At 42.4% G+C, this 16785-nt stretch carries 15 protein-coding genes; 4 read left to right on the top strand and 11 right to left on the bottom strand.

The features are described from left to right. Nucleotides 1–31 precede the first annotated feature (31 nt). The 8 genes from H6G77_RS19530 to rpsP form a co-directional block, all read right to left on the bottom strand. On the bottom strand, nt 32–184 hold the full coding sequence (locus H6G77_RS19530) for a hypothetical protein (protein ID WP_190872484.1): 153 nt from the start codon (nt 182–184) through the stop codon (nt 32–34). Between the two features lie 229 nt (nt 185–413). Continuing rightward, entirely contained in the window at nt 414–1004 is a 591-nt protein-coding gene (locus H6G77_RS19525; protein WP_190872483.1) for a Crp/Fnr family transcriptional regulator, read from the bottom strand. 382 nt (nt 1005–1386) lie between these two features. After that, nucleotides 1387–2334, bottom strand: coding sequence for an FTR1 family protein (locus H6G77_RS19520; protein WP_190872482.1), 948 nt, complete (start codon nt 2332–2334; stop codon nt 1387–1389). Between the two features lie 298 nt (nt 2335–2632). Continuing rightward, entirely contained in the window at nt 2633–3037 is a 405-nt protein-coding gene (locus tag H6G77_RS19515; protein ID WP_190589430.1) for a ChuX/HutX family heme-like substrate-binding protein, read from the bottom strand. Nucleotides 3038–3079: 42 nt separating this feature from the next. Beyond that, nucleotides 3080–4033, bottom strand: a complete 954-nt coding sequence (locus H6G77_RS19510) for a PhoH family protein (RefSeq protein WP_190589429.1) — start codon at nt 4031–4033, stop codon at nt 3080–3082. 334 nt (nt 4034–4367) lie between these two features. Then, entirely contained in the window at nt 4368–4544 is a 177-nt protein-coding gene (gene rpsU / locus H6G77_RS19505) for a 30S ribosomal protein S21 (RefSeq protein WP_062292053.1), read from the bottom strand. Between the two features lie 166 nt (nt 4545–4710). Continuing rightward, complete coding sequence (locus H6G77_RS19500; protein WP_190589428.1) at nt 4711–5148, bottom strand: KH domain-containing protein; 438 nt, start codon at nt 5146–5148, stop codon at nt 4711–4713. Continuing rightward, nucleotides 5111–5371, bottom strand: a complete 261-nt coding sequence (rpsP, locus tag H6G77_RS19495) for a 30S ribosomal protein S16 (protein WP_062292058.1) — start codon at nt 5369–5371, stop codon at nt 5111–5113. Before rpsP ends, H6G77_RS19500 begins: the two co-directional genes overlap by 38 nt. 162 nt (nt 5372–5533) lie before the next feature. Between rpsP and H6G77_RS36290 the strand changes: the two genes are divergently transcribed. Then, a complete protein-coding gene (locus H6G77_RS36290) occupies nt 5534–5659 on the top strand; it encodes a hypothetical protein (protein ID WP_277880586.1) in 126 nt (41 codons plus the stop codon). Between the two features lie 96 nt (nt 5660–5755). On the opposite strand, the gene ffh is transcribed toward H6G77_RS36290, so the two are convergent. The 3 genes from ffh to H6G77_RS19480 form a co-directional block, all read right to left on the bottom strand. Continuing rightward, a complete protein-coding gene (ffh, locus tag H6G77_RS19490; protein WP_190677446.1) occupies nt 5756–7216 on the bottom strand; it encodes a signal recognition particle protein in 1461 nt (486 codons plus the stop codon). A gap of 178 nt (nt 7217–7394) precedes the next feature. Further along, nucleotides 7395–7811: a response regulator gene (locus H6G77_RS19485; protein WP_190872481.1), complete on the bottom strand. Its 417-nt coding sequence runs from the start codon at nt 7809–7811 to the stop codon at nt 7395–7397. A gap of 523 nt (nt 7812–8334) precedes the next feature. Beyond that, on the bottom strand, nt 8335–9738 hold the full coding sequence (locus H6G77_RS19480; protein WP_190872541.1) for an aminopeptidase P family protein: 1404 nt from the start codon (nt 9736–9738) through the stop codon (nt 8335–8337). Nucleotides 9739–9829: 91 nt separating this feature from the next. Between H6G77_RS19480 and H6G77_RS19475 the strand changes: the two genes are divergently transcribed. The 3 genes from H6G77_RS19475 (at nt 9830) to H6G77_RS19465 (ending at nt 16630) form a co-directional block, all read left to right on the top strand. Next, entirely contained in the window at nt 9830–10630 is an 801-nt protein-coding gene (locus H6G77_RS19475; RefSeq protein ID WP_190872480.1) for a PhzF family phenazine biosynthesis protein, read from the top strand. A gap of 623 nt (nt 10631–11253) precedes the next feature. Then, nucleotides 11254–15696 carry a nitric oxide synthase oxygenase gene (locus tag H6G77_RS19470; RefSeq protein WP_190872479.1) on the top strand — a complete coding sequence of 1481 codons (4443 nt, stop codon included), beginning with the start codon at nt 11254–11256 and terminating at the stop codon, nt 15694–15696. 361 nt (nt 15697–16057) lie between these two features. Then, a complete protein-coding gene (locus H6G77_RS19465) occupies nt 16058–16630 on the top strand; it encodes an ABC transporter permease (protein ID WP_190589422.1) in 573 nt (190 codons plus the stop codon). Nucleotides 16631–16785: the final 155 nt, after the last annotated feature.

The following is a 16785-nucleotide window of genomic DNA, read 5'->3' as shown; positions in this document are numbered from 1 at the left end:
TCTATAGAACTCATATTTCAATACGGTTCAGTTAAGAGAATAGTAGGTTGGGTGTAGCGATCGCGTAACCCAACAAAGCCTTGAAAATGTTGGGTTTCGTTCCTCCACCCAACCTACACCTTCCTCGATTCAAGCTGCTTTTAAACAATTCTCTTTGACCGATATTTATAATTGGTATACTCACCGTTGCTACTGTACTTCACCAGACTGAGAAACGCTATAAGTCATGAATAATGATCGGGGGAATCAATCTAGCTATGTATAAAAACTTCTGTTTTCTAGTCTGGCAATTCAAAAAGTTAGTATATTAAAAGACTAGAAAATAAAGTAATTATCGATACTCTGCTCAAGGCTTGAGCTTTCTTTATCCCCCAAAGTTATCAGCTAATAAATATTTTGGTGCGTTACTACCATTAAATTTCATAGTACCAAATGTCTTCTTCTTTCACGACAATGCGATGGAGAGAAAGACGATCAATCAAACCTTCATCCTCAAATTGTCCTAAAATTCGAGTGATAGTTACGCGGGTAGAACCAAGCATTTCTGCTAGGTCTTCGTGAGTTAAGCGCATATCTATTAAACGTCCTTGTTCAACCTGTGAACCAAATTTTTTCGACAACCATGCTAATAATTTAATCAGCATGGTATCAACTTTTTTATAGCTACGAATTACCATCAATTCTTCAGCTTGTTGGATATGTGCTAGTAGTGTTTCTTGCGCTTGATACCAATCTTCTAGGGGCAAGATTTTAACTTCTACCTTGGTTAAGCACTCCATTTGATAAGGTTCCATTTTTGACAAGACTTTGCCAACGGTATCCCCAGGCCCCCATAATCCTAGCGCAACTGTTGTACCATCTTCTAAATAAGTATAAGTACGTACAAAGCCTTTTTCAATTTGCCAAAGTACATTTTGATTCTCTGGTAAGAATGAGCGCCTAGTAAAATGCTGCTTGGCGTTTTTATTAGGCGCGGTAGACAAGCTTGAGTGTAAAGACACCATGACCTATAGTACTATTCTTCGATGTATTAACCGTAGTATACATAATAGATCAAGCTAAATGAATTTATGGGTACAGAAAAAATCTGCTCTTAGAAAGATGCTAGGGTACATTCTGAATAAATACAGGGCTGACGCACAAAAATTGTCTGTAGAGATTGGGTGTAGGGGACAGTTGCATGGTGTTAGCGCAGCTTTAGCAATGTAGGAGCGTTGGTAGTCTGGTTGTAGGGGGTTTCCCGACTCGAAGCATTAGCTGACAATAATTTAAGGAAATCATGACTAATTCACCGGGTATGATATGATTTCTGAATTTTTCTTCAATCAGACAAAATAGAGTGAGTATGATTGTCATACTCACCCTGCAATAAATTTACTTATCAGTTTATTTTTGGAAAAGAGACACATTTTTATTAGATTTTACAGTTTCGCCATTTAAACTGCGGAAATATAATCCGCCAACAGTTAGCAAAAATAAAACATATCCCACTGCTTGCACAATATATAGATGTTCTCTGTAGCCAAATAAAGATTTCAGAATAATGCCGGGGAATTGATCATCAGGCAAAATACTAGAAGTATTCCAAACTATCGGCCCTAAAATGCAAGAGTGGACTTTAGTAAAGTGTTCATAGTAAAAACACAGGCTTTCGGAAGCACGACTGCTGAGGGCTAAGTTAGCAAAGGCATCGTCAAAATGTTTTAATGCAGAAACGACTAACCCGGCAACAATCAACACTAATAAAACGCCCATAACTTGGAAAAACTGGCGGATGTTGATTTTGACACCTAATTTAAATAACAATACGCCAATTGTGGCTGCTACTAATAAACCGCCAAGAGCGCCAATTGTGGGAATTAAACCTTGCTGAAAGTTAGCCGCAATGAACAACACGGTTTCAAAACCTTCGCGGACTACGGCAATTAAAATTAAACTAAAAACGCCCCAGCCAGCATTGTTATTTTGTGTGAGTGCTTCTGTAACAGCACCTTCTACTTGGGCTTTCATAAATCTGGCTTGTTTCGTCATCCAGATTAGCATCCAACTAAGCATTGCGATCGCCAACACACTAAACACACCTTCTAGTCCCGGTTCAACCACCGATGTGTATTGTGGATTAACTTGACCTAATGCTTTAATTACCACGCTAAACAGCACACCTATCAAGGCGCTGACAACAATACCAACGCCGACACCAGCATACACCCAAGAATTAAGTCGAGATTGTTTGGCTTTTTTCAATAAAGCCAACACTATCCCCACAACTAAGGCGGCTTCTACTCCCTCTCGGAGTGTAATTACAAAAGTAGGTAAAGCAGTACTAAAATTCATCGTTTTGAGTCCAGAGTCAATAGTCTAAGAGGTTATTGGAAAAGTGGTTGGTTTTTGTAGACCCAGATCAAGTTTCCAGCCAAAAAAGGTAGATTCAAGCTGTTCAAGTCCGCGAATCAAATTTTGAGTATGAATTTTTATGGGATTTTCCACTCTCTTCTGCTCCCCAAATCCCCATCCCTAGTAGTTTACTTCGACTTGTATTTATACCGTAGGTTCACGGGGAAGGGAGACAAAACGTAGTTTTGGCAGGGTGGGGTTATTCGTTTTCAGTAAGTTAAGTAATCAAGCAGACAAATTATATCTCTACTGGTAAAGGCTGCCAAACTTCGCCATATTTCTCTTTTAAATCGTGCCAAGATTCTACTTGACCGGGTTCATATTCTCCTGGTTTGCCCCATTGGAGAAATAAGCTTAAAGCAGGTTCTTGTTTATCATCTAAAAACCGGATGGCATAAGTTGTAAAGTTACCTCTTTTTGCTTCACCTGTTTCAAACTTCACTTGGGTAATTTTGTCCATATTGAGGTGAAATTCAAAGCCTTCGGTGTGCATATTGGCATATTTACCTTTCGGCAATTCGGCATAAAATAATTTCTCAATTTTGCCGCGTGCTTCTAATACAGCCGCACTGCTGGTAACAATTAAACGCAAGGTTCCTAAATTTTCACAGGCTTCTAAAAATTCTTTTAAATTGGCACTCATAATTAATTTGTCCTTTGTCATTAGTCATTGGTCATTTGTTGACTATTTTTCGTATTTTTCATAAGCAGCAACAATTCGCTGTACTAGAGGATGACGCACTACATCTTTTTGGGTAAATTCGCAAAAACCAATGCCTTCGACGTGTTTTAAAATGTCTAAAGCAACTGATAAGCCTGATTGTTGATTATGGGGCAAATCTGTTTGTGTGGTATCGCCCGTAATCACCATCCGCGAACGAAAACCCAACCGCGTCAAAACCATTTTGATTTGTGCGGGTGTGGTGTTTTGAGCTTCATCCACTATTATGAAAGCATGATTTAGGGTACGTCCGCGCATATATGCGAGTGGCGCAACTTCAATAATGCCGCGTTCTATTAAATTGGGGACTTTTTCAGCATCAATAAATTCGTAAATGGCATCGTAAAGTGGACGAAGATAAGGATTAATTTTTTGCTGTAAGTCTCCTGGTAAAAAGCCTAATCTTTCACCAGCTTCGACAGCTGGGCGAGTTAAAATCAGCTTTTCTACTTGATTGGCGAGGAGTGCTTGCACAGCGACCACAACGGCGAGATAAGTTTTACCTGTACCAGCAGGCCCGGTGCAGAAGGTAATATCACGTTTGCGGATGGTTTCAATGTACTGGCGTTGACGAAATGTTTTGGCGCGGACTTCTTCACCACGGCGAGTTCTAGCGAGGACATCTCGACGTAATTCTTGGAGTTCATCTTCGCGATCGCTATCCAAGGCTTGACGAGCTGTTAAAATATCGGCATTGGAAATCGTATTGCCTTTAATCCACAGGTCTTCGAGCGATCGCACCAACCTGGATGCTAAATTAATTTGGGCATCTGTACCCGTAATCTGAAGTTCCTGTCCCCGTAGCACTAACACCGCGCCTGTTTGCCGAGACAGGATTTTGAGATTTTCTTCACCATCACCTGCAAGAGCGATCGCACTCGGAATATTAGGCAGCTGAATCTTTAAAGCATCTGCCATAGTTATTTCTTAAATGTGTGAGGAGTTATTTTTAACAAAGGTCTATTACTTGTTTAGATTTTTAATTACAGTTTTTAATTAAGTTTATTTTTACATTATTTTCTAGTTTTGCGCTTTTGCATCACCGCACTAGTACACTGCGGCGTAAATAAGCAGACCATGAGAAATAGCTAAAAAGCTGACTTGATAAGTATTATTTCTTTTTACTTTTGCCTTTTTACTTTTGCCTTGTTGCACTAGTAAAGTAGAGACGCGATCGCATCTCTACTTTAGCGAGGTTGAAGTTAATTAAACTTGCTCACCTCAAATTTCACCATTGACTGCGGTTAATCGCTTAGTAGCGAACGCCTTTACGTGCTGCTTCTGCTTTACGCTTCCGGCGTAGACTGGGTTTTTCGTATCTTTCCCGACGTTTAACCTCAGATAATATCCCGGCTCTTTGAATTTTCTTTTTAAAACGTCTTAGTGCCGAGTCAATTGTTTCATTTTCACCTAGACGGACTTCAGCCACTCCCTAATTTCACCCCCTGAAAGAGATATTTAGAAGTTGCATTCATAAATAGCATTTAGAAATCAGGTCAATGAGAGGAGGCACAAGGCAGAAGAATTAAGTTTCAGACTTCATCCTTCACACTTCATACTTTTCTCCCTCATCTTCCTTTCTTTATAGTTTAAACCTAGCGGAAACGAGGTTTAGCAACAGGTCTACTAGGCCCGTTGTTACCACGTCTTTCCCTAGTTTTTGGCAGTGGCGGTCGCTCTTCGCGGTCTTCATCAAAAGACATACCATCTCGCCCCATAGCACTGCTGCCATAGATGTCCAGATATACAGATTGTCCAGCCAGTTCTGCCGCAGCAGCAACTACTGTCCGAATTGCCTGAATATTGCGTCCGCCTCGGCCAAATACTTTGCCTTTATCTGCACTGTCAAAGGCAATGCGAATCCAAGCTTTTTTCAGGGTGTGAGAAATTTCACAATCAACGCTTAAGGTATTTGGAGATTCTAAAAACGGCTGCATCAAAAATCGCACTAGTCCAACATAATTGGGATTAGCTGCGAAAGATGGCGTATTGAGGTTATGATGCGGGTTTTGCACTGACCTGTTCAAGAACATTAGCTTTTACGAGGATGCGACGTACGGTGTCAGTGGGCTGTGCGCCTTGTTGTAGTCGCTTGACGATGCCGGGAACATCTAGTCTAACTTCATCGGTTCTGGGGTTGTAAAAGCCCAGTTCTTCTAAAGGACGACCATCGCGGCGAGAGAGGCTATTCATGGCGACAATACGGTAGCTCGCTTCCCGCTTTTTTCCGTATCGCTTCAAGCGCAGTTTGATCATGTTGAAGAATCGTTCTCCTGTTTGTATGGATTTTTGCAGCTGATAAATTTAGGAAGTAACTTGGCGAAAGTGCCTTGGTTAATTACTTCCCATACTGAAATGCTTATTTTAACACTTGATTAGCGTTTGCGGCTATATGAGTTAGGGAGTGGGGAGTTGGGAGTGGGGAGTTGGGAATGGGGAATGGGGAGTTGGGAATGGGGAGTTGGGAGTGGGGAGTGGGGAGTGGGGAATGGGGAGTGGGGAATGGGGAGTTGGGAGTTGGGAGTGGGGAGTTGGCGGGTGTAGGTGATGAAAAACTGTTCTCCCTTGTCCTCCTTGTCCCCCCTATCCCCCTTGTCTCCCTTGTCCCCCTTGCCTACCTTGTCCTCCCTATCCCCTCTTCTACAAGTTCCCAAAGCCCTTTTTCTTCTTATCCTTGGGTTTTTTCTTTTTGCTGCCGCCACCACCGCCGTTATAACCGCGCCATCCGGGGGCGGCGGGACGACCACCTGCGTAGGCGTTGCCCATACCACCGCCGCCGAACATTCCCGGCATACCAGGGAAGTTACCTTTACCCATTTGTTGCATGAGCGATCGCATTTTTTGGAAGTCTGATACCAGCTTACTCACATCAGCTTCTTTGTAACCAGCACCCTTAGCCACCCGTCGTCTGCGGCTGGGAGAACTTGCCAATAAATCTGGGTCTTGGCGTTCTTGCTTGGTCATGGAATTAATCATCGCTTCGCAGCGTTTTAGCTGAGTTTCACCCTGCTTGAGTTGATCATCAGACAGCTTACCCATACCAGGAATCATCTTGAGAATGCCTCCCAGTGACCCCATATTTTTCAGCAAACGCAGCTGTTTGAGAAAGTCGGTAAAGTCAAACTTCGCTGACAGAATTTTCTCTTGCATTTGCTCGGCATCGGCCAAGTCAATTTCTTCTTGGGCTTTTTCTACCAAAGTCAAAACATCGCCCATCCCCAAAATCCGCGATGCCATCCGGTCAGGGTAAAAAGGTTGTAGGGCTTCGACTTTTTCCCCAACACCGACAAATTTGATGGGTGCGCCGGAAATTTGGCGGACTGACAAAGCTGCACCACCACGGCTATCACCATCTAACTTGGTGAGAATTGCCCCAGTAATGCCGATTTGCTCATGGAAGGTGCGGGTGAGGTTGGCGGCTTCTTGACCAGTCATGGAGTCCACCACCAACAAAGTCTCGTGGGGTTGGACTATTTCCTTAATCCGCGCTAACTCCGCCATCATGTCTTCGTCGATTTGCAGACGACCCGCAGTATCAATGATGACTGTGTTGACACCTTCAGCTTTGGCACGTTCTACACCTTGGCGAGCAATTTCTACAGGGTCAGCATCACTACCCAGATCAAATACTGGTACGTTAATTTGCTTACCCAAGGTGATCAACTGATCAATTGCGGCGGGGCGATATACGTCTGTGGCGACTAACAAACAGCTGCGCTCTAATTTTCGTAGATGTAAAGCTAATTTGGCTGTGGCTGTGGTTTTACCAGTACCTTGCAAACCAGCCATCAACACAATTGTCGGCTTTTGTTCAGCTTCCACCAGGGGAACGTTTTCTTCCCCCATCACCTGCACCAATTCATCGTAGACAATTTTGATGAACTGCTGGTCTGGGCGCACGCCAGAAATTACCTCGGCTCCCTGCGCCTTGGCTTCAACTTCGCTAATAAAATCTTTGACTACCTGGAGGTTGACATCTGCTTCTAATAAAGCGCGGCGGACTTCTCGCAAAGCCTCTTGAATATTGGATTGCGAGATTTTATCTTGACCCCGAAGTTTTTTCCAGGCGGATTCTAAACGGTCTGCTAGTGCATCAAACATATCTAAGTTACAAGTATTTAGCCAATGAGGAAGCCGGAATTGTCGCCAAAGGCGATGCAGAATTTCCGGTAGAGTTTTAACGTGCTATCTACCAGCTTAGTAGTTTTCACTCCGAGTTGAGCAACTGGATACCTACTGGGTTTGGGGTGGTAAACCGTATTTTTTCACAATTTTAGTGTTAAGCAACACTGATGTGGTGGCAGTTACATAATTGTAAAGCTTGTTTGACGACTGCTAACAAGACATTCATATCAACTGGCTTGCGGATAATACCCGCTACGTTGGCTTGGCACTTTTTTTTGATGGTGTCTTCTTCGTAGCCACTTAGTAACAAAATTGGTAAACACTTACAACTGCGATTTTGTTGGATGCGATCGGCTACTTCATAACCATCCATTCCTGGCATTGTGACATCTAATAAAAGCAAATCAAATGTTTGAGATGCTATTTTTTGCAATACTTCTTCTCCACTCAAGACTGTAGTAACTTGATAACCATTTGTTTCTAAAATTAGTTGTAATAACTGACAAGTTACCTGACAATCATCGCATACAAGAATATGAGGATTTTTATTGTTTATTTTTTCGCTCATCATCAAATTAATTTAATAAATAATAAATATTGATTTTTGAACTAAAAAGCTAAATATAAATCATCCAATGTTTAGATATATCAATGATGATATACAAATTTTGTTTTTTTATTTTTTGAAAGATACTGATATTGATATTTTAGATATCTAGTTAGTTGCTGTAACTAATACTTATAGTATATGAATATAGGTTGCAGGTAGAAAATTAAAAATTATTAACTTAATTTTAATCAGTGTGATTCTTAAAATCTGTGTCTAGAGAGCGAAATTGCTTTATTACTTTAGTCCTAACCTTCACAAAATAAAGATAAAATAATACCACAACGAAAATTTTTAACATCAACCTACTCATAACAAACCTGAACGCACCGAGAAAAATGGTGCGTTACGGCTAATTTCCACAGTCTTAGGTTCCGAAATCCTGGCATAGCCGTAACACACCCTACTTAAATAGCCTTTTCATATCATAGGTAGCGGATATAAAATCTATCTCCCTTCTCCCCAAAAGCTGGGATATTTTTTATTTTTAGCCTCCAGCCTCTCCATCAAGGTTATTGACTAAAGCTTCTACAGTATCAGCATCATTTGGTAAGGTGGCTGTTAAAATTTCACTGCCATCGGTGGTAACTAAAACATCATCTTCGATGCGGATACCCCGGACATCGGCAAATTGTTCTAGACGCTGCCAATTGATGATGTTTTGATATTTAGCGCGATTTTGCGGGTCATTTAAAATTGCTGGGACTTGATAAAATCCTGGTTCAATTGTGATGAGCATTCCTGGACGTAGGGGACGATTGAGACGCAGGTAACTTAAGCCAAAGCGATCGCTCCTGGTTCTATCATCTTCATATCCGGCTAAATCTCCCAAGTCTTCCATATCATGCACATCTAAACCCAGTAAATGCCCAATTCCATGTGGGAAAAACAAGGCATGGGCATCTAATTCCACTAAATCTTGGGGGTTGCCTTGTAAAATGCCTAAATCAACTAACCCTTCCGCAATTACTGTTGCGGCTAATAAATGAATATCTCGATACTCTACGCCAGGGCGAATTTTAGCAATGCAAGCATCATGAGCCGCTAAAACCACATTATAAATATCTCGTTGTGTGGCGGAAAATTTACCAGACACAGGCCAAGTGCGGGTAATATCAGCCGCCCACCCCATTTCTGTTTCTGCACCCACATCAGCCAACAGTAAATCACCGGGTTGCAATGGGTGATGATATACGTCATTATGCAAAACTTCGCCGTGAACAGTCACAATACTGTTGTAAGAAGTGGTCATATTTTGGGCAATAATTACCCCTTCCATTGCCGCCCGGACTTCTGCTTCTTGTTTTGCTTTGGGGGTGGCGGCCATACCTGCTTTGTGTGCAGCCACACTCACAGCCGCAGCTTTGCGTAATTCGGCTAAGGCTTCCCCATCGTGGGTGAGGCGTAAACTGACAATTGCCTTGGCTAATGCTAAATCTAATCCCTCTAAATCATAAGGTGAAGAAATTTCTCTGTGCAGAATTTGGGACTGTACAAGACTTGTACGATAATTCTGCACGGGAATTGAGGCGGCATTATGACCGCGATGTTTCAACTCAGATAAGGTTCTCGCTGTATCTGCACCAATTTTGGCGGCAATTTCTTCGCGTTTGGGTGTTTCACCGTGCCATAAGGCGCTACCGGGTTCGGGATCATCAATGAATAACTCTAGTTTGCCCGCTTCTAGGCGAATGGCGGCGTTGTTTAGAGGTAAGCCAGCAAAGTAGAGGAAATGGCTGCTGGCGCGGAAAGGATAGGTATTAGCTCGAAAGTTGCGGGGGCTGCTGCTTCCTGACCAAAGAATTACCGGGAAATCAATTAATTGAGCTAGTTTTTCTCTTCTGTGACGTAAAGTATCGCTGAGGGTGTTGGAGATATGGTGAATTTGCATAATTTCAAACGCAAAGTGGCGTAGAGAAGTTGCGTAAATCTTTAATGTACTCTCGTAGATATATATTGCTTCCATATTCTAAAGTAAGTTCATGGGACAAATCATTACTCAGGTTGATGCTTTTACCGATAAACCTTTTGCGGGAAATCCGGCGGCTGTTTGTGTTTTGCCTGCACCAAAAGACACTGACTGGATGCAGCAGGTAGCACAGGAAATGAATTTGTCGGAAACGGCTTTTTTGGTGAAACAAGAGGATGGCTTTAATCTGCGTTGGTTTACGCCAGCTGTAGAAGTGCCGCTTTGTGGTCATGCAACTTTAGCCAGCGCCCATGTGTTGTGGTCACAAGGACATTTAGCGAGTGACGAAGTGGCGAGATTTCATACCAAAAGTGGGTTATTGATTGCCAAGCGCCAAAATGAATGGATTGAACTGAATTTTCCTGCTAATCACTCACAAGTAACTATTGCACCACCGGAACTCAGTATGGCTTTAGGTGTAAATTATCAAGCTGTTTACCAAAATTCTCTCGGTTATCTCGTAGAAATAGAATCAGAAGATGTAGTACGGCAAATGCAGCCAAATTTTCAACTTTTGAAAACTTTCCCTGTAGATGGGGTAATCGTTACGAGTAAAGCTCATCCAGGCTCAGAATTTGATTTTGTGTCTCGGTTTTTTGCGCCAGCTTTGGGCATTGATGAAGACCCAGTGACGGGAGCCGCCCATTGTTGTTTAGCACCGTTTTGGCGCGATCGCTTGGATAAAAATGCTTTCTTGGCTTATCAAGCATCCCATCGCGGTGGCGTAGTTAAGTTGTATTACGACGGTGGCGATCGCGTACTCCTTTCTGGTCAAGCAGTTACTATCCTAAAAGGTGAACTGATCAGTGATTGAAACAAAAAGTAAAATTTTGCTGTGGGATTGTAGTGATTTACACTGAAAAAACCTGTATAATACAACCTTATGTATCATCTAACACGCAAACTTCAGCTTAGTTAATCTCAATTTAAGGAATTGTGAGTCAGTGTATATGTGCAAATACCTGTTGAAGAAATATATAAAACTGAGAGTTCAAGAATTAGAGTCAATTACAGGATTTAATTACCAAGATTGTTCGTTCAAAATGGGTGTTAGGTTGTAAGGGTTTTGAACACCGATATTTTCTGATTTATTCGTTGGCTGACTCCTGAATTCTGTTTTGTAAAATTTGGCTTTTTGTCCATATCAAGAGCATTTTGTAACCACATAAAACTTACACACAAAGTTGGTCGGTTGAGACTGGCATTTTTGGGGTGTCGGGGTGTGATGATTGTTTACCTAAACACGCCCCTATATTCCTATAGCAATCCTAAATGATTTACAAACATCTTTCTCCCTTGCCTACCCTGTCATCCTTGTCTCCCTTGTCTCTATTGTTCACGGATCAAATAGGACTGCTATATGCCCTTGCTAAACCGTTGATTTGTAATTTCACTGTGTAAGTCAAACTTAACTATTTATCCCAGTAATTTTTAAATATGGATTACACTCAACAACTCATTCATTTAACAGAAATATCAGCCGCCGATTTTCCCGCAGGTGGGGATTTTAAATATAAATGTCGTGTACAAATTCTCTCTGAGCAAGGTCAAGAAATATTATCCAAAGATTTGTTTTCGCGGATGCAGCCAAGCTGGTTAGTGAATTTCACTATTTATAAAGACTGCGCGATCGCTATTACACTATGTTACCGTCAAGGCGATCTGACCCAACCTTGGCAAGATGCTGGGACAGTTACCTTTGCAGCCCAAGATTTTCTGCATGGACACAACTCCATCGAACTAGAATTTCCGATTACCACCTGGAGTCTCGCACCTCATTTAACCCTCCAGGCCAGAATCACCCAGACTGTTGGTGAAGCAGGTAGCCACACAATCAAACTCTTAGCTAATCAGCCAATTCCATCACGTTTTCAACTCAAACCAACCGTAACCATCGACAAAGAAGTTGAAATTCCTGAACCTATTCCCCTAACATCCCAAGAAGAAGTCATTGTCAAAGATGTCTGGAATAAACTGCGGGCTTGGAAAGAACTGCAAATGGAAAAGTTCTTTAAGCGGCTGTTGTTAGAAGAACCAGAATTAGAACATATTTTTGGGGAAGCGATCGACAGTATGACAGATTACTTTTATGAGTTATTTGACTACTGTATTCACCAACTCCAGCCATACACCCAAAATATCATTTCTGAACCCCTGACAGGTGTACCTTACGAAACAGGCGATGACTTTGATACCGTAGAAGATTACGGGGCTTTGTTTGCGGATATTGGGATGCGTCCCCACCACTGGGTAAAAGCGCGACAAGTTTGGATGTGGATGTTACCTTCGATTCCTTACTTAGAAGAATATGACCGCCAAGATTTAGCGAAAGGTGTCAACTCGGCACTGTACAAATTTTTCAATAGTAATATTATTTTGCCGATGGTAGAGGCAGTGCGTTACTACGAAGATGCCTTAACACCAGAATTACTCAAGGAAATGGCAGAGACTTGGCAGATATTTAGCCAAAATAAACAAGAAATGGGGATGGTATTTTATCAAACCTTGTTTGAAAAATATCCCTTTGTCTTGCCGATTTTCGGCAGAGCCGATATTGATTATCTCTCCCTACACCTGTTCCAATCCTTAGATTTTCTCATGCGTTGCTTGCGGAGTGAAAGCATCGATGAATTGTTGCTGGAACTGCGGTTATTGGGACAAATTCACGGCAGTGTCGGCGTGCCATCTTGTGCTTATCCTGCCATGTCTGACACAATGTTTGTCTTGTTTGAAAAATATGTGCCGAATTTTACCCCAGAATTGCGGCGGGCTTGGCAGACATTATTTAATCGCGTCACCAATGTGATGAAACTGCCCAAGCTGAATGAAGAACGGTTACTGAAAAAAGCCGAGCAATTCCTCCAAGTAATTGCTAGTGAACAAGGTTGGGAAGCAGAACATCGAGCGCGACGTTGGGCAGAAATTCAAGCCGAAATCAAAGCCACCCGCACTTATCATCACACCTACGAAGAATTGGCTTATGGCGCACAGTTAGCTTGGCGGAATGCGTCTAAATGTATTGGTCGGATTCAGTGGAATAACATGGTGGTGCGTGATTGTCGCCATGTGACAGATCCCGATGAAATGTTTCAAGAATTACTCGAACATTTGCGCTTAGGCACCAATGGCGGTAATGTTCAAGTGATTATGACCGCATTTCGTCCCAAACTCCCCAAAGAACGCTGGGGGCCGCGGCTGTGGAATTCGCAATTATTACGTTACGCCGCCTACGAACAACCAGATGGTAGTGTGATCGGCGATCGCGCTAACTTAGATTTAACCAACACCATCATTAAATTAGGCTGGCAACCCCCGGAACCGCGCACACCCTACGATATTTTACCAATAGTCATTGAAGTGCCGGGAATGGAGCCGAAGTTGTATGAGTTCCCCAAAGAAGAAATTTTAGAAATCGATATTGAACATCCCACCATTGCCGAGTTCAAATCCTTGGGGTTGCGCTGGTATGCAATTCCGGCAATCAGTAATTTCCGCATGGATATTGGTGGGATTAGTTACGCTTGTGTACCCTTCAATGGCTGGTATATGGGTACAGAACTGATGCGCGACTTCTTAGAAGAAGGGCGTTACAACAAACTCGAAGACATCGCCCACATTCTAAAATTAGATACGAGTTCTGAGCATACCTTATGGCGCGATCGCGTCGCCTTAGAATTGAATATCGCCATTCTGCATTCTTTCCAAAAAGCGAAGGTGACAATGGTAGACCACCAGTCTGCCTCACGCCAATATCTCACCCATGATTTGCGCGAAAAGAAAGCAGGTAGAGAATGTCCATCGGAATGGGGTTGGGTGCTACCCCCGGCTGGCGGGAGTGTTTGTCCGGTATGGCATCACCAAACACGGGACTTTTATTTAGAGCCAGCTTATCACCATGCCGCCGATCGCTGGGCAGTGGAAGATGGCATTGACTTAGAAAAATTCACCACATCTCTGGACGAAGACGACAACAAAGAAGACCGGATTTTGATTTTGTACGCCTCGGAAACCGGTACCGCCGAAGGTTTTGCGCGGACGGCTGCAAGGCAATTAAATCGTTACCGTCCCAAGGTGATGGCGCTGGATGAATACGACAAAACTCATTTAAGTTCCGAAAGACTGGTGTTGATTGTTACCTCCACCTTTGGGAATGGGGAAATGCCAGCAAACGGAAAACAATTCTTGCACTGGTTGAAAAAGCAACCTCCCGGTTCATTGATGACTTTGAATTATTCCGTCTTGGGACTGGGTAGCACGGTTTATGAACAGTTTTGTGCGGCGGGAATTGCTGTGGATAAAGCCTTGGCGCGTTCCGGTGCTAACTGTATTGTGCCTCTGCATAAAGCCGATGAAATCAAAGGCCAAGCTGATACCTTCAAACAATGGCTGAGATTAATTAGCCGCGTCTTGGGTGAAGATGCGACGGCGGCTGATGGGACGACCATCAACGCACCTCAATTACAGGTAAAATTCCTCACTAGTAACGCGATAGAAAACTTGGCTGTAGCGGAAAGTGGCGAACGGGGGATAGAAGTACCTGTAATTGCCAATCAAGAACTGCTGCAACAAGTCATTCCTGGTAGTCGTTCGACGCGGTTTATTAGCTTTGACATTGCCAACACTCACCTCAACTATGAAACAGGTGATCACGTTGCAGTTTATCCTAATAATCCCCCAGAATTGGTACAGCGAATTTGCGATCGCCTGAATTTGACACCCGACACCTACTTTAGTGCAAGTTACGTCACCGCCGATGGTCAAGAAACTGAAGATCAACCACCCATCGCCGTACCCACAACCGTTGGTCATGTCTTATCAGAAGAACTAGATTTAGCTGTGCGGGAACCATTCAACGATTTATTGGCATATTTACATTCTGCCACCTCCAACCACACAGAAAAACAACGCCTGGAAACTTGGTTAGAAATTCTCCGCCAAGGTGAAGACCACCCCGAAAGCATTGCGCTCACCAAAACCATCACCGACAATTACATGAGCGTGGCTGATTTATTCGATGAATTTCCCGGCGCGACCATTACCCTCGCCGCCTTACTGGAATTACTACCAAAACAAAAACCGCGTCTGTACTCCATTTCCTCCTGTCCGTTATTGCATCCCCAGCAAATTCAAATCACCGTCGGGGTGTTGCAAATTAAAACCGATGCAGGTAAAGTTCGTCAGGGACTATGTTCTAACTACCTCGCTGGACTGCAACCAGGAACCAAAGTAAGAATTGATGTGCGTACCTCCAGTTTCCGTCCACCCAGCGACCCAGAAGCAATGATGTTGATGGTCGGGCCAGGTACAGGAGTTTCACCTTTAATTGGCTTCTTGCAATACCGAGAAGCCTTGGCGCAGCAAGGAAAAACCCTCGCAGATGCGACTTTATACTTTGGTTGTCGCAATCACCAAGACTTCCTTTATCAAGAGCAATTGCAGACATGGTACAGTCAAGGCGTGCTGTCAGAATTAAACGTGGCATTTTCTCGCCAAGGCGGTGAAAAAGTCTACGTCCAAAATTTGATGCAGCGCAAACCCAAAGAAATCTGGCAACTGCTGAGTCATCCAAAATGCCATTATTATGTGTGCGGTGATGCCAAAATGGCCGATGATGTTTATGAAGTGATGTTAGCGATCGCTAATACTGAAGGTAATTTATCACTGTTAGAAGCTATCCAGTTCTTTGACAAAATGAAACAGGAAAAACGCTTCGTTTCTGATGTTTGGGGCGTAACCCTCAACTACAAACAAGCCATCAAACAAGTGCAGAAAGATAACTACTCCAAAGCCGAAAGATGGCTAAATCGAGTTAATCAATCAGCAGATGAATCTACACCAGTTCCAGAGATAGCACAACCATCAGTTGTCTATAATCTTTGAGACATCATGACTTGATGACTTGCTGTTGAAATTCTGTATTCAGATCCCCGACTTCTTAAAGAAGTCGGGGATCTTGTTCTTCACCAATTATTGAGATTTTATTTATTTTTGGGAGTCATAATTTATTCTCTGATAAAATAAATTTTACAAAAAATGTTCTTCCCCACTCCCTAACATACATTCTCCTGGGTTATCTATTGACTGTTTTTTATTGATTGCCACAGTAATATAGCGTTTACTAGTTGACTGAAGGACAAATCTATCTGCGTCCATCTGCGTTTATCTGCGGTTAATTATTCTTGTCTGTAACTCACTAGGTTAAGAAAGGCTGTATATAAACGTTCCAAATAAAAACTGAGGCATGGAACAAACTTTATTTTTAGACTTTTTAGCCAGCTTACAAAAACTGTTTGTAGGTTACATTCCGGCTGCTGTTTTCGGCAGTTTCATCGGATATTTTATTGGCATAAATGTTACAGTTTATCAGATTTTTAGAAGGATATTTCAGATACCACATAGCATTCCGCCTTTAGCCTTACTGCCAATTGCCCTCATCTTGTTTCAAGATAGTGAACCTGCATCAGTAATGGTGATATTTCTTGCCACATTTTGGACAGTTATCATTAATGTAGCTATCGGTTTACAACATTTTCGCAGACAAAATAATAACTTTCGGGCTGCTATATTTCATGTATTTCATTCATTGAAAGTTGGTATTTGGGTAGCGTGGTTTACAGTTATAGCCATAGAAATGCTAATTGGCCCCAGAGGATTAGGCTTTATTCTCTGGGAAAGCTACAAAGCAGGTAATACTAATAGCATGATTCAGGTATTACTCTATATTGGTATTATCGGCACTTTATTAGATCAATTTTTAGATTTCATGGGTTCTCTACTAGCACAGATGATTTCTGAAAACAAAAAATCGAGTTAAACTTTTATATAGTACAAATTGATAGTGAATAGAGACTAGAGACTAGAGGTTAGAGGCTAGGATGCTCAAGGCTAGATGAATGTACCTCATTGGAATGAAAAATGCTGTAAATAAACAAACCATAAGAAATTGCTAAAAGGCTTGTTGTATCGTTA

The organism is Aulosira sp. FACHB-615, from assembly GCF_014698045.1.
Taxonomy (GTDB): domain Bacteria; phylum Cyanobacteriota; class Cyanobacteriia; order Cyanobacteriales; family Nostocaceae; genus Nostoc_B.
The sequence above is the reverse complement of the archived record's forward strand: the minus strand, read 5'-3'. Positions and strand labels throughout refer to the sequence as shown.